Origin of the sequence: Asaia krungthepensis NRIC 0535, assembly GCF_025995175.1 — a bacterium.
GTDB lineage: Bacteria > Pseudomonadota > Alphaproteobacteria > Acetobacterales > Acetobacteraceae > Asaia > Asaia krungthepensis.
In genome coordinates, this window is the sequence record NZ_BAPV01000010.1 from 61,290 (window position 1) to 81,782 (window position 20,493).

Genomic DNA, 20,493 nt, shown 5'->3' on the forward strand with positions numbered 1-20,493 from the left:
CTCTCAGACGCCCGCGCGCAGCAGAATGACCGCGCCGGTGACCAGAATGTTAAGAAGAGACAGCGGCAGCAGAACCTTCCAGCCGAACGACATCAACTGGTCGTAACGGGGACGCGGCAGCGCTGCACGAAGCAGGATGTAGAAGCAGATCAGCAGGAAGACCTTGATCGCGAACCACAGGAAGGGCGGCAGGAACGGACCATGCCAGCCACCGAGGTAAAGCGTGGTGATCAGGGCCGAGCTGAGCGCAACACCGGCATATTCGGCAAGGTAGAACATGCCGAACTTCATGCCCGAATACTCGGTATGGAAGCCTGCGCCGATCTCGTTTTCACCCTCGGGGAAATCGAAAGGCAGACGATGCGTCTCGGCAATACCGGCCAGCAGGAAGATCACCGCGCCCAGGCATTGCGGGATGATGAACCAGCAATGAGTCTGCGCCTCGACGATGTCGCGGATGCTGAAGGAACCGGCTGCCATGACCACGCCCATGACGGACAGGCCCATAAACACTTCATAGGAGATCATCTGGGCGGCGGCACGCATGCCACCGAGCAGGGCATATTTGTTATTGGACGACCACCCGGCGAGAACCACCGAATACACGCCAAGCCCCAGCATGCCGAAGATGAAGAGCAGGCCGACATTCAGCTCACCCGCCACACCCCAGATGGGCGTGATGGGCACGACGCCAAAGCAGAGCAGAACGGCGAGGAAGCCGATGATCGGCGCGACAAGGAAGACCGGCTTGTCCGCAAAAGGCGGAATCCAGTCCTGCTTGAACAGCATCTTCATCGCATCGGCGATAACCTGAAACAGGCCGAACGGGCCGACGCGGTTCGGGCCGGGGCGATCCTGGAACACGCCAAGCAGGCGACGCTCCAGCATGGTCGAGACCGCTGCGACGCCGAGAACGCCAAAGACGGTCACGACGATCACGAGAATTGGCCACACGATGGGCATCATACCGCGCTCTCCGTTCCAATACGCTCGGCAGGCGCCGTAATTTCAAGCGAGACCCAGCCCGGAGCCGACCAGGAGCGGGACACCATATGCGGCGGGCAGGTGGCGACACCCTCGGGAAGGGCCGGATCAGACACGGCATCGACCGTGAAGACCTCGCCATTCAGCGACAGACGAACCTGTGCGCCCTTGGCCACGGCACCACCGACACGGACCACCGCAGGGGCAGCGCGCTCGGCAATCGGCTGGGCCATCATGCTCATCTCGTCTGTGCCGAACACGCGGGCGTCGGGCAGAAGCATGAACTGACCGGCACGTGGGGCAAAAGCGGACGGCACGTCCATGGCATAGGAACCAGCCGCGTTGGCCACCCCTTCCACCAGACGCACGCCGCAATCGCCACCGCGCATCTTGCCGCCGATTTCCTGCTGGAAGCGGTTCAGCGACTGCTCGGAGTTCCAGCCGGGCACCTGATAGAACGGCACGAGGGTGCCGGGCATGTCGGTGCCGTAGGAGCCTTCCATCGTGGAATGCAGCGGTGTGTCGGGCGAGCTCGGCGGCGGAATGTCGCGCACGCTGATATTGGCGCGAATGGCCGTGCGCCCACTGACGCGATGCGTCTGGCTGCGAAGCGGCGTGCCTTCAAGCTCATAGTCCGAACCCGGTGCCGCCTCGGGGATGCGGGCGAAAACCGGCATCGTCGTGGCAATCTCGGCAATCAGATCGTCCAGCTTGCCCCAGGGCTTCACATGGCTGAGGCCTGCGGCCTGCGCCATGTCCGCAATCCAGCGCCAGCCTGCCTGAAGCGGCGCGTCGGGATAGACCACCTGGAAGAAGCGCTGGGCGCGGCCTTCGGCACTGACCAGCGTGCCATCTGTCTCGGAATAGGCTGCCGAGGGGAAGGTCACCTGTGAGCGAATGGCCGTCGGCGTGACCGAGTGATCGAGCACCACGAGATTGGCGGCAGCACCCACAAGCGCCTCGAACTGCGCGCCATCAAGGCGGCGGCTCAGATCGTTTTCGAGAACGATCAGCGTGGCGTCGGCCGCACGTGCCGCGATCTCGTCGAGCGAGAGCCCGTCCATCAGTGCGAGGCCCATGGAGTTGGCCTCCGGCAGGACGAAGCTGATGAGCGGCGTCTTGCCCTTGGCGGCCAGGGCAGAGGCGATGTTCGCCGTTGCCTGAAGCAGGGCAGCTGACGCGTATTGCAGGCCGGACACCAGAAGCGGCTTTTCAGCAGCCAGCAGAGCATCAGCGATGAGCGAAGCGGAAGCCGCCTCGGCCTCGGTCAGACCGGCCACATCGGGAGCCGAGGCGTCGATGCGATGCGCGATGGCGAAACCGAGACGCGCCGCATCTTCCGGCATGGCGCGGATCGCGTCCTGCGCGAAACCGTCCAGATCGGTCACGGTGGGGGACACGACGAAGAGCGGCGAAATCGTGTCCTGACCCAGCGTCCGCACAGAGGCGTCCATCCAGTGAGGAACACGGGCCTGATCGGCCGCCTTGTTGAAGGCCGTGCGCTTGATCTGGCGCAGCGCCAGGCTCATGCGGGGCGAGGTTGCCGAGACATCCTCACCCAGGATCAGGGCGCCGTCAGCGGTTTCCATCTCATGCATCGTGGCGATGCGCGCCGGGCCGGAAGCCAGAAGTGCTACAGCCAGCTTGACCAGGCTATGCTGAGGCTCGGCCATGCCGGTCGAGAAATTCTCGGCACCGACGAGCTTGCGCAGGGCATAGTTGGATTCCAGCGAGGCGCGCGGCGAGCCGATGCCCACCAGCTTGCCCGAAGCCGCGATCTTGCCGAAATGATCCAGCGCGGCCTGGGCCGGCACCGGCGTCATGTCGCCATTGATCACATAACCCGCCGAACGCAGACGCGTCGGGGCATTGACCCAGCCATGGCCGAATCGACCACGATCGCACAGGAAGTAGCGGTTTACCTCATCATTATAGCGGTTGAGCGTACGGCGAACCTTCCCGGCGCGCTCATTGATGATGGTGTTGCAGCCCGTTGCGCAGTTGGAGCAGACGGACGGTGCACCGCGCATGTCCCATTTGCGGCTGTACATCTTCGAGAACGGCTTGTCGGTGAACACACCGGTCGGGCAGACCTCGATGAGGTTACCCGAGAAGGGGCTCTCCAGCGTGCCGCTCTCATGACGGCCGAAATAGACGTTGTTATGCGAGGCAAACACGCCCAGATCCTCGCCGCCGGCATAGTCGCGATAGAAGCGCACGCAACGATAGCAGGCGATGCAGCGGTTCATTTCGTGCTTCACGAAAGGACCGAGTTCCTGATTGTTATGGGTGCGCTTGTCGAAGCGATAGCGACGCTCGCGATGACCCGTCATGACGGTCATGTCCTGAAGATGGCATTCGCCGCCTTCCTCACAGACCGGGCAGTCATGCGGGTGGTTCGTCATCAGCCACTCGACCACCTCGCCACGGAATTCCTTGGCTTCAGGGTCTTCAACTGAGATGATCGCGCCTTCAGTTACCGGCGTCATGCAGGCCATGACGATACGACCGCGTGTGTCGTCGGCATTGGCATATTGCTTGACGGCGCACTGGCGGCACGCACCGACAGACCCGAGCTCCGGGTGCCAGCAGAAATAGGGCAGGTCTTCCCCTGCCTCGAGACAGGCCTGCAGAAGGTTCACGTCTGAACGTGCTTCAACCTCGCGGCCGTCGATTACGATTTTTGCCATCGGGCCGTTCCTCCTACGCCGCCTGCCCTGCGGCGCCGCTCTCTGCGGTGCCGGAGGTGGGCTTGCTAACCATTCGCTGGAAATCCTCGGCGAACATCTTCAGACCGCTGGCCAGTGGCGCAATCGCACCCGGTGCATGGGCGCAGAAGGTGCGTCCCATCGGGCCGATCAGGCGGGCGGCATCATGGAGGCGGTCGATATCCTCCGGCGTGCCGCGCCCTTCCTCAATGGCAATCAGAAGACGCTCGACCCAAGGCAGACCGTCACGACAGGGCGTGCACCAGCCACAGGATTCCTGCGCAAAGAAATGCTCGAGATTGCGGATCATCCCGATCGGGCTGGTCTTGTCGTCGAGCAGGATGGCCAGACCCGTGCCGAGGCGGCTGCCCGCCTTTTCCGGCGTCGGGTAATCCATGACGATGTCAGCATGTTCGGCCCCGAGAAACGCTGTCGAGGCGCCACCGGGCAGGAAGGCGCGCAGCTTGTAGCCGTCCTGCATGCCGCCGGCACATTCGTTCAGGATCACGCCCAGCGACGTGCCCAGAGGCAGTTCGAACACACCGGGACGCTTGGCGCGGCCGCTGACACCGTAAAGCTTGGTGCCACCATCGGCGCAGGCGCTCAGCCCCAGATACCATTCCGTGCCATTGGCCAGGATATGCGGGATGTTGCTGAAGGTCTCGATGTTGTTCACGACCGTCGGCGCGCCCCACAGACCACCGATCTGCGGGAATGGCGGCTTGGCGCGCGGGTTGGCGCGACGGCCTTCCAGCGCCGTGATCAGGGCCGTTTCCTCACCGCAGATATAGCGCCCTGCGGAGGGATGGACGTGCAGATCGAAATCGAAGCCCGAGCCGAGAATGTTCTCGCCAAGGAAACCGGCCTCACGCGCCTGGATGACCGCCTGCTGGAGGCGCTCCAGACCCAGATGATATTCACCACGCAGAAAGATGATCCCGTGCCGTGCCTGGATGGCATAGGCCGAGATGATCATGCCTTCGATGAGCTGAAGCGGGTTGCCCTCGACCAGGATGCGATCCTTGAAGGTGCCCGGCTCCATCTCGTCACCATTGGCGACGATGTATTTGAGGCGGTCCTTGGAGGATTCCTTGGGAACGAAGCTCCACTTCATGCCGGTGCTGAACCCGGCGCCGCCGCGTCCGCGCAGCTTGGAGTCCGTCACCTCGGTGATGATCTCCGCGGGGCTCATGCCGAGGGCGCGGCGCAGACCGCGCCAGCCACCCTTCTTGTCGTAGCCAGCCGGATCAAGCGGTGTCTCGCGATTGACGAGCGCCAGAAGCGGCTGCTTTTCGGGGTTGAGACCAGTCATCACTTCTTCCTCGCCCGAATGTCGTCGATGATGCCGTCGATATCTTCCGGACGGACAGGACCGAACAGGTCCTTGCCGACCAGCATGGCCGGCGCATGGTCGCAGTGACCGAGGCAGACGATGGGCAGAACGGTGAATTCACCATCCGGCGTCGTCTCGCCCATTTTCACGCCCAGCTTCTTGCACAGGCGTTCACGTGTCTGCTCGGCACCCATGATGTAGCAGGAGACGGAATCACAGAGCATGACCACGTTCTTGCCGACCGGCTTGCGGAACAGCAGATTGAAATAGGTGGCAATCCCGTCCAGATCGGCCTGGGACATGCCGAGGATCCGTGCCGTATGGGCGAGATGCGCGTCATTGATCCAGCCGAAACGCTCCTGCACCAGGCGCAGCGCCTCGATGGCGGCGCCACGAGGATGATGCTCGTGGGCGGCCATGTCGATGAACGTATCGACGAGATCCTGAGGAAGTTCGGCGTCCTGCGCCGTGAGTTCAGCGGTCGACATCGGCCATCACAAAATCGATGCTTCCGATAATGGCGATCAGATCGGCAATCATGGTGCCGCGTGACAGCATCGGAAGCTGTTGCAGATGAATGAACGACGGTGTGCGGATACGCGTCCGGTAGGACATCGTGCCGCCATCGCTCACGAGGTAATACTGGTTCAGGCCCTTGGTCGCCTCGATGCAGGAGCGCACTTCGCCCTGCGGAATGACCGGCCCCCAGCTGACGCCCACGAAGTGATGGATGAGCGTCTCGATGTCATGCATCGTGCGCGGCTTCGGCGGCGGCATGGCCAGCGGATGCTCGGCCTTGTAGGCCCCGCCCGGCATGTTATCGAGGCAGTAGCGGATGATGCGCAGGCTCTGGCGGATCTCTTCGATATGCACCGCAGCGCGGTCATAGCAATCGCCATTGACGGCGGTCGGGATATCGAAATCGATCTGGTCATAGCCCGAATAGGGCGCCTTGCGGCGATAATCCCATTCCAGACCCGTGGCGCGCAGCCCCGGCCCTGTCACGCCCCAGTCAATGGCCTCCTCGGTATTATAGACGCCAACGCCCTTGGTACGGGCCTTGAAGATCGGGTTTTTCATGACGAGTTCGTTGTACTCGTCTAGACGCTTGGGCAGGTAGTCGAGAAAGGCGCGAACCTCACCATCCCAGCCCTGCGGCAGATCCATCGCCACGCCACCGATTCGGAAGAAGGCTGGATGCATGCGGAAGCCGCAGATCTTTTCGATGATCTCGAAAACGCGCTCGCGATCGGTGAAGATGTAGAAGACCGGCGAGAGCTGGCCCAGATCCTGCACCATGGTTCCGTAGAACACGAGATGGCTGGAGATACGGAAGAACTCGGCCAGCATGATGCGTATGAGCTGCGCGCGTGGCGGCACGGTGATGCCAGCCAGCTTCTCGACACCCATCACATAGGGGAAGTTGTTCATCACCCCGCCGACATAGTCGATACGGTCGGTATAGGGGATGTAGCTGTGCCAGGTCTGGCGCTCGGCCATTTTCTCGGCGCCGCGATGATGGAAGCCGATATCGGGCACCGCATCGACAATGAACTCACCCTCGAGCTGCAGCACGACGCGGAACACGCCATGGACCGAAGGATGGTTCGGGCCGAGATTGAGGAACATGAAGTCGCTGTTGTCGGAATGACGCTTCATGCCCCAGGATTCGGGGTCGAATTTCAGCGCTTCCTGTTCGTCGAAAACCTGGTCTTCGGAGAGCGTGTAAGGGGGACGCTCGGTTGCGCGGGCGTAATGGTCCTTGCGCAGCGGATGACCGACCCAGGTGGGCGGCGTCAGGATGCGCGAGAGATGCGGATGCCCCTCGAACACGACGCCGAACAGATCCCAGGCTTCGCGCTCAAGCCAGTTCGAATTCGGCCAGATATCGGTGATGGAGGCGATATTGGCGTCATCGACCGAAAGCGGCACCTTGAAGCGTACTTCATCGATCGGCCCGTCGAAGGACTGGATGTGATAGATGACCGTGAAGTCGGATGCCGGAAGGCCATCACGATGGATACGCTGACGCTCATCCACACAGGTCAGGTCGAGCAGCATACGCAATGCACCGCCGGCCTTGACGGCCTGAAGCACGGCGCGGATCTGGCCGCGCGAGACCCAGAAGGTCGGCACGCCGTCGCGCGTGGCCTCTTCCATCATGATCATGTGCGGCGGGAAGGCGGCGACCGAAGCCCCCATGCTACCCGTGACCGTGCCTGCTGCGCGGCTGTTATCGAAAACTTCGCTCATGGCTGCAGGCTCCTCAGATCGTGTCGGGCGTACGCAGCTTGGTAACCGCCATGCGCTCTTCACGCTTGAGGTCGCGCATGCTGGCAGGCGTCACCTTGGTCACACCCTGATCGCCCACCATCCAGCTGAGCGGACGGCGCTGCTTGCCGATGGAGTCCTGCAGCAGCATCAGCCCCTCAAGCAGGGCGTCGGGGCGCGGCGGACAGCCCGGCACATACACATCGACGGGAAGGAAGCTGTCGACACCCTGCACAACACTGTAGATGTCGTACATACCGCCCGAATTGGCGCAGGAACCCATGGAAATGACCCAGCGCGGCTCGAGCATCTGGTCGTACAGATACTTCACGATGGGAGCCATCTTGCGGAACACAGTGCCCGCAATCACGATCAGATCGGCCTCACGAGGGGTGGCACGCAACACTTCGGACCCGAAGCGCGCGATATCGTAGCGGCTGGTAAAGGCCGTCGCCATTTCCACGTAGCAACAGGACAGGCCGAAGTTGAACGGCCAGACCGAGTTCTTCTGCCCCCAGGAAATGAAATCCTGCAGCTTGCCCACAACAAGATTACGGCGCACGTCCTCGTGCGCCAGTAGTTCTTCAGGGGATTGCAGACGGGGCTCGCCGACGGCGGAGGTAAGAGTCCAAGTCATCGTTATACGACCTCGCGCTCGGGGATTTTGACAAGTTCGACGGGGGAATTGGGCGGCACCTTGACCGGCATACGGCGGTGCTTGGGGCCCCATTCAAGGGCGCCGCTGCGCCAGAGATAGACCAGAGCAAGCGTCAGAAAGACGACGAAGGTCACGACCGAGATGAAGGCGGCCCAGCCGGCCTCGACCACCACGGAGGCCCATGAATAGATGAACACGCCCTCGACATCGAAAATGACGAAGAACACGGCCAGCAGATAATACTGCACCGGCAGGCGAATGCGCGCCGAACCGGTGGAGAGAATACCTGATTCATAAGGGAGGCTCATCGAGCGACCGCGTGCCGCACCGACACGACGAGGGCCAAGAGCAGCTGACAGCGCCACCACGATGCAGAGGAAAATGACCGTAAAGGCCACGTAGATCGCTAGAGCATGATCTGCGAGAAACTGAGACACTGGCGCAACCACCTATTCCCGACGGGACCACAGGCCTGCGTGTGCTCAGGGCGTGAAACGCCTATCCGCATGCAAGTTGCCAGTGGTCGTGAGGTTTTTTTCTGCGCCATTGCCTAGCATCACATCAAGTCCCTGCCTATCACCTGAAGGGGAGCACACGAACCCGTGATTATTAGTATTTAAACAGTCCTGTTTTTGTTGATATCAGTTATCAACTTGAGGCATTTCTGGACAAATTTTGTCCAGAAACTTGTTGATATTTATTCTCAACTTCTCGCATTTTCACGAGACAGGGCCTGATCCAGATACTGACCGGTCCTTATGAGGGCGAGATGAGTAAAGGCCTGCGGGAAATTGCCAAGGTGCTCACCCGCTGGTCCGATTTCCTCCGAAAAAAGATCCACATGATTGGCATAGGAGAGGATCTTGTCGAAGAGAAACCGTGCCATCAGCAAGTCACCCGAACGCGCCAGGCACTCGATATACCAGAAGGAGCACATGGTGAACGTGCCCTCGCGGCCCTCCAGCCCATCTTCATTATCGCCCTCGGCAACATGATAGCGGAACACATGGCTGTCATCGAGCAGTTGTTCGCCTACAGCCCTCAGAGTAGCCTGCCATCTCGTGTCGTGATCGCCGATGAAACCCATAAGCGGCATGAAAAGACAGGAAGCATCGATTGCAGTCCCGCCCTTGTACTGCACGTAATACTGAAGCTCTTCATTCCAGAAGTTATTTTGCACATCCATATAGATGGCATTGCGTTCACGTATCCAGACCGCAATTCGCGCCGGGAGGCCCCGTTCTTCGGCCATTCTGATCGCCCGGTCGAGCGCCACCCAGCACATGATGCGGGAAAACAGGAAGTGCTTCTTCCCTCCCCGCACCTCCCAGATGCTTTCATCGGGCTGGTTCCAGTTGACGCAGAGCCAGTCTATCCCCTCAGCGATGGATTCCCATGCCTTCCAGCTGATACGCTCACAGTGGCGATCGGCATGATAGACGGCATCCATCATTTCGCCGATAATATCGAGCTGAAGCTGGTCCTCCGCCCCGTTGCCGATACGCACCGGACGGGACTCGCGGAATCCTCTGAAATGGGGCAGGTCGGTCTCGGGCACGAAGTCCTGACCATCGATCGCGTACATGACCTTGAGACGGGCCTCGCCCGGCTTGGCCTCGAGGCGCCTCTGATGCAACCAGCGTATGAAAGCAGTCGCTTCCTCCGTGTGTCCCGTCTTCATGAACGCATAAACCATGAAGGAAGAGTCCCGGATCCAGCAATAGCGATAATCCCAGTTCCGCACCCCGCCCGGATCCTCGGGCAGGCCGAACGTCGCCGCTGCCACCATTGATCCGTATTCCGCTGAGGTCAGTAGCTTGAGCGCCAGTGTCGAACGAGTGATATGGTCGTGCCAGCGCCCATGATATTCGGCGCGCGCCACCCAGTTGGTCCAGTAATTGGCGGTCGCCTTGAACGCGTTCGACGTCCAGTGATCCTCCAAACAGAGATTCTCGTCATGGGTCACGCTGTCGAGCATGAAGGTGGCTGTCTCGTTCAGCTCGAGCACGAACTCCGCGCAGGCATCGCCCTCGACGATCTTCATGGGGATCGTCGAACTGATACGCAGTGTCGGCAGATCGTCACGCAAGGGCTCGAACAGGATCACACGGTCATTCAGAACACGCGTTCTGTGCCCCACCCGCGCGTAATCGAAACGCGGCGCACAATGCAGACGGAATTTCAGCGTGCCACGCACGGCCTTGACGCGCCTGATCACGCGCTGTTCGGGGTAATCAGGGGCCAGCGTCATGAAGTCGGAAATCTCGCTCACCCCTTCAGGTGAGAGAACACGGGTCAGAAGCACGTTCGTGTCCGGAACGTAGAACTGACGAAACCTCCCCCCTTCAAGCACCGGAGCCAATTCGAAAAATCCGGCACTCGGCTCCAGAAGGGAAGCAAAAACACTCGGAGAATCAAACCGGGGCCAGCACATGAAATCGATCGACCCGTTAAGCGCTACCAGCGCTGTCGTTCTCAGATCGCCGATCACGGCATGATTCTCTATCGCCATACTCATCATCAGTTCTTTCGACCCAGCCCGGTTTCATCGGGCTGATTAAGGGGGAGGAAGGGTGTAGCCTGTGCGGGGACAACGCCCCCATGCACGTTAAGGCCAGGCGTGGTCAGGTCACGGAAAGCCAGCGTCGGCCATCGCGCGCCAGCAGGGTATCTGCCTCTTCGGGTCCCTGCGACCCGGCTGGATAAAGGAAAGGCGCCCTGTCGGGATTGACGATCCCGTCGATCGCTGCCCAGGAAGCCTCGATCGTCTCGGCGCTCTGGAACAGCATCTGGTTTCCCGCCATGCAGTCATGCAGCAGCGCTTCATAACCGACATTTGGCTCCTTCCTGAAAAAGTCGTCGTAAAGAAACGTGCTGCGTACAGGAGAGACCACTTCTTCCAGCCCAGGCTGCTTGGCATCGAAATCGATGGACACGCCTCTGACGGGATCGAGCAGAAAACGGATGACATTGCCGATACGCGGATCATTCATATCCTGATTGAAAAGAGCGTAAGGTGGCTTTTTGAAGACGATATTGATCTCGGTCCGACGCCCCGAAAGCCGCTTGCCCGTGCGCAGATAGAAAGGCACACCGCCCCAGCGCCAGTTATCGATGAACAACCGCATGGCGGCATAGGTCTCTGTCTGACTGTCAGGCGCTACCCCCGGTTCGTTGCGATACCCCGGCACATCGGCATTGTTGAGAACACCTTCCGCATACTGACCCGAAACGTAATCTTCGGGCAGGATGGGTCTGACGGCCTGGAGCAGACGGGTCTTTTCCTGCCGCACCGCCTCGGCAGCAAGCGATGAAGGCGGCTCCATGGCAATGAGACTGAGCAGCACAAAGAGATGATTGGGAACCATGTCCCGAAGCGCGCCGGTCCGCTCGTAGAATGCGCCGCGCTTCTCGACACCAATGGTCTCGGAGGCGGTGATCTGAACATGGTCGATATATTCCCGCCGCCAGATCGGCTCGAACAGGACGTTCGAGAAACGCGCGATCATGATGCCCTGATTGGCTTCCTTGCCCAGGAAATGATCGATCCGGTAGATCTGGCTTTCCTGGGCCTGAGCTCGCAACTCAGAGTCGAGAACACGGGCCGAAGCCAGATCGTGACCGAAGGGCTTCTCGACCACGATGCGACGGAAATAGCCGTCTTCCCTGAGCAGACCGGCGCGCCCCAGCCCGGAGGCGATCCGGGAGAAGAAGCGTGAAGCGACCGCCATGTAGAAAATGACGTTGCCGGTTCCAATTGCCTCGCCCAGCCGATCGAAAATCTCGTTCTGGGTGAAATCGCCCGACAGATAGGCCGCCCCGGCTGTCACCTTGTCCCAGACGGAACGATCGAGGTTGGGGCAGGAGAACTCGGCCGAAGGATCCTTGGCATCCTGTTCGGCAAGGCCGAAAAGTCGCGAGGCCCATTCGGCACCGGTCTGCTCGGGCCGATCGACGGCGAGGATTTGAAAATCGGTCGGCAGAGCGTCGGCTACGGCAAGATCATAGAGAGAAGGGAGAAGCAGGCGTCGCGTCAGATCGCCCCCTGCCCCGAAAATGACCAGCTTGCAGGGTTGAGATCCGGAGGCTTGCCCGATGACATTCTGAAGCTGGTCAGTGGTTATCGACATGATGCTCCTCCATCTTTCTCAATGAGCAAGATGGAAAAGCTTATCCGACACCAATAGATCGTCGACTTATTTTCGCGATCTCAAACAATAACGTGATCAGCCGTGACGGGGACTATCGCCACCCAACTGACGGATCGTTGCATCTTCCGGCTTGTCTTGCGGGAATTGCGTTTCCCATCCGCCACCCAATGCATTGTAAAGACGAGCCAGATTGCTTGCGATGGTGGTGGTGCTGTCAGCCAGCTGAAGCTGCGCCGAAAGCAGGTCACGCTGGGCTGACAGCACATTCAGATAGTTGGTCAAACCACCCCGATACTGATCCTGAGACAGATCGAGCGCGCGCTGCCCTGCAGCAACGGCTGCCTGCAACCCGTCGCGTCGGCGCTGCTCGTCGCGATAGGCGATCAGCGCATTATCGACATCGCGCCAGGCCTCGAGCACGGTCTCACGATAGGTAATGGCTGCCTCCTTCTGCGCGTAGCGCTTGAGCTGAAGCTGCCCCCGCAGACGGCCGCCCTGGAAGATCGGCAATGAGATAGACGGGCCGAGATTCCAGGCACGCGCATTCCAGAAGCCCAGATCGCGGAAGGAGAGCGATTGCAGACCGAAATCGGCACTGAGCGTAATCTTGGGATAGAACTCGGCCTCGGCCTCAGCCACATTCGCCACAGCGGCGTGAAGCTGCGCTTCAGCCTGACGAATATCGGGGCGGCGCTTTGCCAACTCGGACGGCACCCCTACTGGCACGCGCGGCGGCACGACCGGAATGCCTGCCGTACGTGTCAGCTCGTCATTGAGCGTTCCCGGCGGAGAGCCAAGAAGGAGGCTAATCGCATTGATCTGCTGGTCAACGCGCTGCTCCAGCTGCGCGATCTGGGCAGTGGTGGAGTCAAGCTGGCTCTCTGCGCTGGTCACGTCGAGCTCGGTCACGAGCCCGGTCTTCTGGCGTTCCTTCGCCAAAGAGAGAGTCCGGACCTGCGTGTCGCGGTTCGCCCGCGTGATTCGAAGCTGCTCCTGAAGACCACGCAGCGTAAGGTAGTCATTCGCCATGTCGGCCTGCTGCGCGATCAGCACGCCGCGGCGCTGCTCGTCGCTTGCCTGCAGATCGGCCTTGGCGGCCTCATATTGCCGGGCAACACGCCCCCAGATATCGAGCTCATACGAGGCATCGATCGAGTATTTCCACTGGTTCAGAACCGGGATCGTGGCATCGCCTACGCTCTGGTCGAGCAACGTGGCGTTCTGCTGGCCCAGCGCCGTCGCATTATCCTTGGCGACGCTGGAAAGGATGCGTTGGAGCGACTTCGTGCTGTATTGCGAACGCGTATAGGACCCGCTGGCCGAAAGACCCGGGAAGCGCTCGGCACCCGCCATCAGAAGCTGGGCGCGACTCTGGGCAAGCTGGGTGGTCGACCGCTGGATGCTCAGATTCTGCGTGGCGAGACGTGTCTCCAGCGAGGTCAGGGTAGGATCGTTGAAGATCTTCCACCAGTTGACATCGGGCGCATCCGGTGTGGTCTCGCTCCCCGCCTTACCCGCATGGGCATGCATATCATACTGGTTGGGCGACCATAGATCGGGCTTCTGGTATTTGGGGCCCACGCAGCCTCCAAGCGTGATGGCCATGGCGAAAGAAGCACCGCACAGCATGAGTGCGCGCGGGGAACGGCCTGTCTTCAAGGCGGGGCTCCGGAAATTCGTGAATGGGGTCATCAATGGGCACCTCCGGCCGGGCCTTTCTTGGCCACAGGGGAGAGCAGGAAGCAGAAGGGAACGACGAAGAACGCCATGATGCCGATCACCATGAATGTCTGGTTATAGGCGACCATGGAAACCTGCTGCATGAAGCTCTGATAGTAACTGTGAATGGCGTATTGATGCGCCGCCGATGAGGTCATGCCTGCATCGGTCGCTACCTTCTGCACCGTGTTCAGATAGTCCTGACCATTGGCGTTATAGTCGGATGACCAGTGGGCCATCAGGCTCTGGCGCACCTGCTTCGTCTCGGTGATTGCCGCCGTGGCCAACGAAATGGCCAGCGATCCGACATAATTGCGCGACATGCTGAACATGGCCGACGCGTCGGAGTTCAGTTCCTTGGGCAGGGTCGAATAGGCGATTGTAGAAATCGGCACGAACAGGAAGGCCAGGGCCGAGGTCTGGAAAATTCGGTATTCCACCAGATGGGCATAGCTTGTGGTGGGAACGAGATGGGCCGAATAGAACATGGCCAGCCCCATCAGGAAGAAGCCGAAAGCGATCAGGTTGCGCACCTGAATGAAGCCCATCAGCTTTCCGACTATGGGGATTAGACAGATGATCACCGCGCCGCCAGGTGCCAGAACCTCGCCTGAGATCGTGGCGGTATAGCCAAGGACCTGCTGGGCGAACTGGGGCACGATGATGGCGGAGGCGTAAAGCAACCCACCGACCATGGCCATCAGGAACGTCCCGACAGCGAAATTGCGATCCTTGAAGATGGCCAGATTCAGCAGCGGGTTCTTGGCGCGCAGCAACCAGATGACGGCCCCGACTACACCGGCCACACCGAGCGCGGCCATGATGATGATAAAGTTAGAGCCGAACCAGTCATCGTCCTCACCGCGATCGGCCATGACTTCCAGGCAGCCCAGACCGAGAGAGATCAGGCAGATCCCAATAACGTCGACTTTCTCGCGCTTCTGCTTTTCCCATGGCGGATCTTCGACAAGAGCCGAAACACCTATCAACGTCAGAATGCCGAAAGGCACGTTAACGTAGAAAATCCAGCGCCATGAGTAGTTATCGACCAGATATCCCCCGAGCAACGGCCCGAGAATGGGAGCCACGATGGTGGCAATGGCGGTCAGACCGAAAGCCGCGCCGCGCTTCTCGGGAGGGAAGGTGTCAAGGATGATGGATTGCTGGTTCGGCTGGAGCCCACCCCCGAAGAAACCCTGCATCAGGCGGAAGACGATCAGCATGGGCAGGCTCGTCGACAATCCACACAGGAAAGACGAGACCGTGAACATGGCAATGCAGATCAGGAAGTAGCGCTTGCGCCCCAGCAACTTGCCGAACCATGCGGAGATGGTCAGCACGATTCCGTTTGCCACGAGATAGGAGGTGAGCGCCCAGGTGGCATCGTCATAGGAGCTGCCAAGCGCGCCCGAAATATGCGGGAGCGCCACATTGATGATGGTGGTGTCGAGCACCTCCATGAAGGCGCCCAGCGTCACAACCACTGCAATCAACCAGGGGTTGGCTTTGGGCTTCCAGTCGGCATGGTTGTTTTCGCTGGACGCGTCGCTCATTGGACGGTCACCGTCGGCACGACAGAGACACCAAGAGGCAGCGGCACGTTGGGGTCCAGCCCGCTATCGATCAGGATCTTGACCGGCACGCGCTGGACGATCTTCACGAAGTTGCCTGTCGCGTTCTCGGGCGGGAAGGCACTGAAGGCCGATCCGGCACCGAGCTGGATCGAGTCCACATGGCCGTGCAGGGACAGGCCGGGATAGGCATCGACCTCGATCTCTACCTTCTGCCCGGGACGCATCTTTGTGATCTGGGTTTCCTTGTAATTGGCCACGACCCAGACTTCAGGCTCGACAACCGAGAACAGCTTCTGACCCGTCTGGACGAAATCGCCCTGCTCGACATTACGCTGCGAGATCCAGCCATCATGCGGGGCGCGCACTTCGGTCCAGCCGTAATTGAGCTGGGCCTGCACCAAATCGGCCTCAGCGGCCTTGAGAGCAGCATTCTGCTGCTTCATCGTGGCTTCCTGGTTCTCGATATTCGGCTTGACGGGGGTAGCCTGCTGCAATTCACCCTCGGCGCGCATCACTTCGGCCTGGGCCTGATTGAGGGCCGCTTTCGAATAATCGATATCCTGCTGGGTGGTCGCTGCACGCGACACGCTGTGCTGGCGGCGGTAATCCGTTTCGGCCTTGAAGAGCTGAGCCTGCGCCGAAGCCAGCGCGCCCTTGGCCGCAATCAGACGACCGGGAAAGTTCTGCCTGGCAACCATGACCATCTGGGTTGCTGCGGCGAAATTCGCCTGGGCCTGCGCAATGCTGGCTTCGGCCTTGTGCAGCGAGGCGATGTAGTCACGGTCATCGATCTTGACCAGGAGCTGTCCGGCATGGACGAACTGGTTGTCGTTGACCAGAAGCTGCGTGACATAACCGTTGACATGCGGGGCGATCGAAACCTTGCGCCCTGTCGTGTATGCGTCATCCGTTTCGATCTGGTTGCGTGTCAGCAACCAGTACCCAAGCCAGGCGATCGCCACGACAATGACCACGAGAATCAGGATCACACGCAGAAGCGGGCTGCGTTTCTTGCCCCCGTTCTTCTTGTTGTTCTGATTGTCGTTCTTACCGTCATCACCCTGCGATGCGCGATTATCCTGCTCGTCGCCCTGCGCCATGTGCATCCTCTCGGCGTTGCCCCGCTTTGCCCGAAGCAACTCAGTTTTTGGGTCCGTTACCCCGAAATCTCATCGCCTGATCTGAAAATGACCGTTCGGTTCGGTCATGAACTAGCATAGCTTCCAGAGGCCATCAATCATCTGTTGCAGAGAATGTCTGACCTTTCCCGAAACCTTCACATGCCCCTCATTCAACGTTCCGCAGATCAAGTCCCAGTGATGAGAAGAGGTTGCACCCCCGAAACATGTCACTGGACGAACTCCTTTTTCTGTTACGGGAAAGACACAGACCCGGAGATCAGCCATACACCCTCACGGCTACCGCTTATCCGCGTTGCTGCGCCCCTCCCCTGGAGCGCTGACGCAATCCGAGAGATGAACGCGGCGTCCACGGTGGCGCATCTGACGGATCGATCGTCCTTGAGCAGACGCTTTCACTCAGCTCGCCCTTGAGGCCCGGTCTTTCCTGCGGCATCAGGTTTTTTTTTATGCAGGATAGTGGCGAGGCGCACTGGCGCCTGTGTTCCTGCAGCCCATATGGAATGCCCATGAGTGATCTCCTGCCCCTGGATATGGCCGAACGACTCATTCGAGAGGCCGTAGCGCCGTTTCCGGCTGAATCCGTCCCGCTGGGGGCGGCTTGCGGGCGTGTGCTGCGTCAGCCGATCCATGCCGAGCGCGCTCTTCCGCCTTATGACCGGGTGATACTCGATGGGATTGCGGTCTCCTGGTGCGACGGACAGGCAGGCTGGGTTCTGAGCGGTACCCAAGCGGCCGGGCACCCTCCCCTGACCCTCGGCCCGGGCCATGAGGCGGCGCTGGCCGTGATGACTGGATCGGTCCTGCCCCACGGCGCTGATACCGTTATCCCGCGTGAGGATTACTGTCGGGAAGGAAACGCGCTCATCCTGAAGGAGGGCGTCACTCCAAAACGCGGGCAGCACATCCACCCAATGGGAGCCGATTGCGCTACGGGTGCGCTGCTTCTTGAGAGCGGTTTGATATTGTCTCCGCCCGAGATGGCGGTTCTGGCCGCAAACGGGATCAGCCAGCCTCTTGTCTCGGTTGTCCCCTCTATCGGAATCATCTCGACCGGGGATGAACTGGTAGCGCCCGACGCGCCCGTCGCTCCCTGGCAGATCAGACGCTCAAACGACTATGCCATTGCGGCGTCGCTCGCACGCAGGGGTCTCACACAGCACGCATTGCTGACCCTGCCCGACGATCTGGCAATCCTGACGCAGAAACTCGGTGAAGCGCTCGATAGCCATGACGTTCTGGTGCTCAGCGGCGGGGTTTCCATGGGCGACTTCGATTTCGTTCCCAAGGCGCTGGCAGCGCTGGGTGTGCAGCGGATCTTCCACAAGGTGGCCCAACGACCGGGCAAGCCGTTCTGGTTCGGCATTGGCAAATCCGGCAAGCCGGTCTTTGCCCTGCCCGGCAATCCTGTTTCCGCTCTGGCCTGCTGCAGCCGTCATGTCGTACCGGCTCTGTTGCATGCCCAGGGCGTGACCCTGCCGCCCCGCCACGTTGTGCTTGCTGAGCCGCTCACCCCCATCGCGACCATGACACGCTTCGTCCCTGTGCGTCTCGATCATGACGATCGGGGCCGGACGCTGGCCTATCCCCGCCCCATGACGACTTCCGGCGATTTCAACCGGCTCGGCGCGACAGATGGTCTCGTAACCTTGCCGCCAGGCGATACCCCCCTTTCCGCAGGGACCGGTCTGGTTTTTCATGCGTGGTGAGACGACCCGCGCCGAGCCGCGTGATCGTCTTGCGCGACCCTGGCATGATCTGCGCATCTCGGTCATGGACCGATGCAATTTTCGCTGCCCCTATTGCATGCCGCAATCGGTGTTCCATGACGATTTCGCTTTTCTCGACCCCGCAGCACGGCTCGATTTCGAGGCGATCACCCGCATAGCGCGTGTCTCGGCCGGGCTGGGTGTCAGCAAATTGCGTCTGACCGGAGGGGAACCGCTCCTCAGACCGGGGCTGTCCGATCTGGTTGCCCGCCTCGTAGCGCTTGACGGCATCGATGATGTGGCGCTCACGACCAATGCGGTGCTCCTCAGCCGCCATCTCGACGCGCTGCACGCGGCTGGTCTGACCCGGCTTACCATCAGTCTCGATGCCCTCGATCCCGTCATTTTCAGTCGCATGAGCGGCGGACGCGCTCAGGTCGAAACCGTTCTCGCTGCCATCGACCAGGCGGCGGAACGCGGCTTCCCCGGCGGGATCAAGATCAATACCGTCATCCAGCGTGGGGTAAATGAAAACGAAATCCTGCCTCTGGTGGCGCGCTTCCGTCATAGCGGGGTCACCCTGCGCTTCATCGAATACATGGATGTTGGCACCCGCAATCACTGGTCGCAAGGCGAGGTGGTGCCCTCAGCCGAGCTCCTGTCCCGCATCGCCGAGACCTGGCCTGTCGAGGCACTGGCCCCGCTCTATCGGGGTGAGGTGGCGCGGCGCTATCGGTTCATGGATGGCGGCGGCGAGATCGGGTTCATTTCCTCTGTGACCGCCCCGTTCTGTGGCGATTGCTCGCGCGCGCGTCTCTCATCGGAGGGGCAGATCTTCACATGCCTCTTTGCCAGTCAGGGCACAGATCTGCGCCCGGTCCTGGCCCAGAACTCAGATGACGCCCTCGAGGCCCTGCTGCGCGCTATCTGGCAGGGACGCACGGATCGCTATAGTGAGCAACGTCATGACGGGGCGCCTGCGCCTCGGGCGGGAGGGGCGCATGACCCGCAAGAGCGCATCGAGATGTATTATATAGGAGGCTGAGATGACATCCCTGACCCATGTGGATGAAAACGGCGAGCGGCCTCGTATGGTCGAGATCGGCGACAAGCAGGTGACCCGGCGCGAGGCCCATGCGCGCGCCACGCTGCGTTTCCCCCCCGATGTCGCCCAGTCCCTTGCCGAGTCCGGCTATATGACCAGCAAGGGTGCGGTGCTGACCGTGGCACAGCTTGCCGGGATCATGGGGACCAAATCGACCGCACAGCTCATACCGCTGTGCCACCCCCTCGCCCTGACCGGGTGCAAGCTCGACATCACCATTGAGGGATACACCGCGCTCATCGATTGCCGTGTGAAATGCGAAGGCAAGACGGGTGTGGAAATGGAGGCCCTCACCGGCGCCACCATTGCTGCCCTCACCCTGTATGACATGTGCAAGGCACTCAGCCATGACATGGTGATCGAAAATGTTCGCCTCATGGGCAAGAGCGGTGGCAAGCGTGATTTCGGAGCAGGCTGACATGGCCAGCGTGACACTCGAATATTTTGCCCTGCTCCGTGACGAGGCAGGATGTCAGAGCGAAACGCTGCGAACCGAGGCATCCGATCTCGCCGCGCTTTACGATGCTCTCGCCCACGCGCGCGGCTTCACCCTGCCGCGCGCGCGTTTGCGCGTGGCGGTAAATGCGCGTTTTGCCTCCTGGGATCAGCCCGTCAGTGAGGGCGATCATATCGTGTTCATTCCACCGGTATCGGGCGGATGAGCGCGTTTCTTCTGACAGATCAGCCCATCGATACCACAGCATTCGCTCACGCATTGAGGCGCGATGAGGCAGGCGGGTATTGCAGTTTCGAAGGCTGGGTGCGCAATCACAGTGACGGGCAGGATGTGCTCGGGCTGGATTATCAGGCCTACCGCCCTCTGGCCGAAGCCGAAGCCCTGGCGGTCCTGCGTGAGGCCGAAACGCGCTTCGAGATCATTGCCGCTTCAGCCATTCACCGTTTCGGCAGTCTCGCGATAGGCGATATGGCCGTCTGGATCGGGGTATCAGCCGCGCATCGCGACGGCGCCTTCCTGGCATGCCGCTTCGTGATCGACGAACTCAAGCGCCGTGTGCCCATCTGGAAACGTGAACGCTATGCCGACGGTCATTCTGAATGGATCGCCTGTCACGATACCGAACTCTGAAACACGCAGAGGAAGGACCACTCCCTCGCCGCATGACGTGGGGGCTATGATCCAT

17 protein-coding genes are annotated in these 20,493 nt (G+C 60.6%); 5 read left to right on the forward strand and 12 right to left on the reverse strand.

The features are described 5' to 3' along the window. Positions 1–3: 3 nt before the first annotated feature. The 12 genes from nuoH to AA0535_RS07055 all read right to left on the reverse strand — a co-directional run bounded on the left by nuoH (position 4) and on the right by AA0535_RS07055 (position 16,498). Positions 4–966 carry an NADH-quinone oxidoreductase subunit NuoH gene (nuoH, locus tag AA0535_RS07000; protein WP_127101785.1) on the reverse strand — a complete coding sequence of 321 codons (963 nt, stop codon included), beginning with the start codon at positions 964–966 and terminating at the stop codon, positions 4–6. Further along, complete coding sequence (nuoG, locus tag AA0535_RS07005) at positions 963–3,674, reverse strand: NADH-quinone oxidoreductase subunit NuoG (protein ID WP_264815223.1); 2,712 nt, start codon at positions 3,672–3,674, stop codon at positions 963–965. Before nuoG ends, nuoH begins: the two co-directional genes overlap by 4 nt. Before the next feature lie 13 nt (positions 3,675–3,687). Continuing rightward, positions 3,688–5,004 (reverse strand): NADH-quinone oxidoreductase subunit NuoF, encoded by a 1,317-nt coding sequence (gene nuoF / locus AA0535_RS07010; protein WP_264815224.1) that lies wholly within the window; start codon positions 5,002–5,004, stop codon positions 3,688–3,690. Then, positions 5,004–5,513 carry an NADH-quinone oxidoreductase subunit NuoE gene (gene nuoE, locus AA0535_RS07015; RefSeq protein ID WP_127101782.1) on the reverse strand — a complete coding sequence of 170 codons (510 nt, stop codon included), beginning with the start codon at positions 5,511–5,513 and terminating at the stop codon, positions 5,004–5,006. Before nuoE ends, nuoF begins: the two co-directional genes overlap by 1 nt. Continuing rightward, complete coding sequence (gene nuoC, locus AA0535_RS07020; protein WP_306310230.1) at positions 5,500–7,227, reverse strand: NADH-quinone oxidoreductase subunit C/D; 1,728 nt, start codon at positions 7,225–7,227, stop codon at positions 5,500–5,502. The genes nuoE and nuoC overlap by 14 nt, the downstream gene beginning before the upstream one ends. Positions 7,228–7,291: 64 nt before the next feature. Continuing rightward, positions 7,292–7,933 carry an NADH-quinone oxidoreductase subunit B gene (locus AA0535_RS07025; protein WP_023979422.1) on the reverse strand — a complete coding sequence of 214 codons (642 nt, stop codon included), beginning with the start codon at positions 7,931–7,933 and terminating at the stop codon, positions 7,292–7,294. Between the two features lie 2 nt (positions 7,934–7,935). Then, complete coding sequence (locus AA0535_RS07030; protein ID WP_127101781.1) at positions 7,936–8,391, reverse strand: NADH-quinone oxidoreductase subunit A; 456 nt, start codon at positions 8,389–8,391, stop codon at positions 7,936–7,938. A gap of 266 nt (positions 8,392–8,657) precedes the next feature. Then, positions 8,658–10,466: a glycoside hydrolase family 15 protein gene (locus AA0535_RS07035; protein ID WP_264815225.1), complete on the reverse strand. Its 1,809-nt coding sequence runs from the start codon at positions 10,464–10,466 to the stop codon at positions 8,658–8,660. Between the two features lie 112 nt (positions 10,467–10,578). Then, positions 10,579–12,084 (reverse strand): glucose-6-phosphate dehydrogenase, encoded by a 1,506-nt coding sequence (gene zwf, locus AA0535_RS07040; protein ID WP_264815226.1) that lies wholly within the window; start codon positions 12,082–12,084, stop codon positions 10,579–10,581. A 96-nt stretch (positions 12,085–12,180) separates the two neighbouring features. Further along, on the reverse strand, positions 12,181–13,764 hold the full coding sequence (locus AA0535_RS07045) for an efflux transporter outer membrane subunit (RefSeq protein ID WP_373319293.1): 1,584 nt from the start codon (positions 13,762–13,764) through the stop codon (positions 12,181–12,183). Between the two features lie 32 nt (positions 13,765–13,796). After that, the gene (locus AA0535_RS07050) at positions 13,797–15,377 is read right to left on the reverse strand and encodes a DHA2 family efflux MFS transporter permease subunit (RefSeq protein WP_264815227.1); all 1,581 of its coding nucleotides are present in this window, start codon (positions 15,375–15,377) and stop codon (positions 13,797–13,799) included. Next, positions 15,374–16,498 carry an HlyD family secretion protein gene (locus tag AA0535_RS07055; RefSeq protein ID WP_264815228.1) on the reverse strand — a complete coding sequence of 375 codons (1,125 nt, stop codon included), beginning with the start codon at positions 16,496–16,498 and terminating at the stop codon, positions 15,374–15,376. Before AA0535_RS07055 ends, AA0535_RS07050 begins: the two co-directional genes overlap by 4 nt. A gap of 548 nt (positions 16,499–17,046) precedes the next feature. On the opposite strand from AA0535_RS07055, the gene AA0535_RS07060 reads away from it, so the two are divergent. The 5 genes from AA0535_RS07060 to AA0535_RS07080 are packed head-to-tail and all read left to right on the forward strand — an operon-like array spanning position 17,047 to position 20,438. Beyond that, entirely contained in the window at positions 17,047–18,246 is a 1,200-nt protein-coding gene (locus tag AA0535_RS07060; protein WP_264815229.1) for a molybdopterin molybdotransferase MoeA, read from the forward strand. Then, positions 18,236–19,291, forward strand: a complete 1,056-nt coding sequence (moaA, locus tag AA0535_RS07065; protein ID WP_264815230.1) for a GTP 3',8-cyclase MoaA — start codon at positions 18,236–18,238, stop codon at positions 19,289–19,291. The genes AA0535_RS07060 and moaA overlap by 11 nt, the downstream gene beginning before the upstream one ends. Position 19,292: 1 nt before the next feature. Beyond that, positions 19,293–19,769 carry a cyclic pyranopterin monophosphate synthase MoaC gene (gene moaC / locus AA0535_RS07070; RefSeq protein WP_264815231.1) on the forward strand — a complete coding sequence of 159 codons (477 nt, stop codon included), beginning with the start codon at positions 19,293–19,295 and terminating at the stop codon, positions 19,767–19,769. 1 nt (position 19,770) lies between these two features. Beyond that, positions 19,771–20,013 (forward strand): MoaD/ThiS family protein, encoded by a 243-nt coding sequence (locus tag AA0535_RS07075; RefSeq protein ID WP_264815233.1) that lies wholly within the window; start codon positions 19,771–19,773, stop codon positions 20,011–20,013. Beyond that, on the forward strand, positions 20,010–20,438 hold the full coding sequence (locus AA0535_RS07080) for a molybdenum cofactor biosynthesis protein MoaE (RefSeq protein ID WP_264815235.1): 429 nt from the start codon (positions 20,010–20,012) through the stop codon (positions 20,436–20,438). Before AA0535_RS07075 ends, AA0535_RS07080 begins: the two co-directional genes overlap by 4 nt. Positions 20,439–20,493 lie beyond the last annotated feature (55 nt).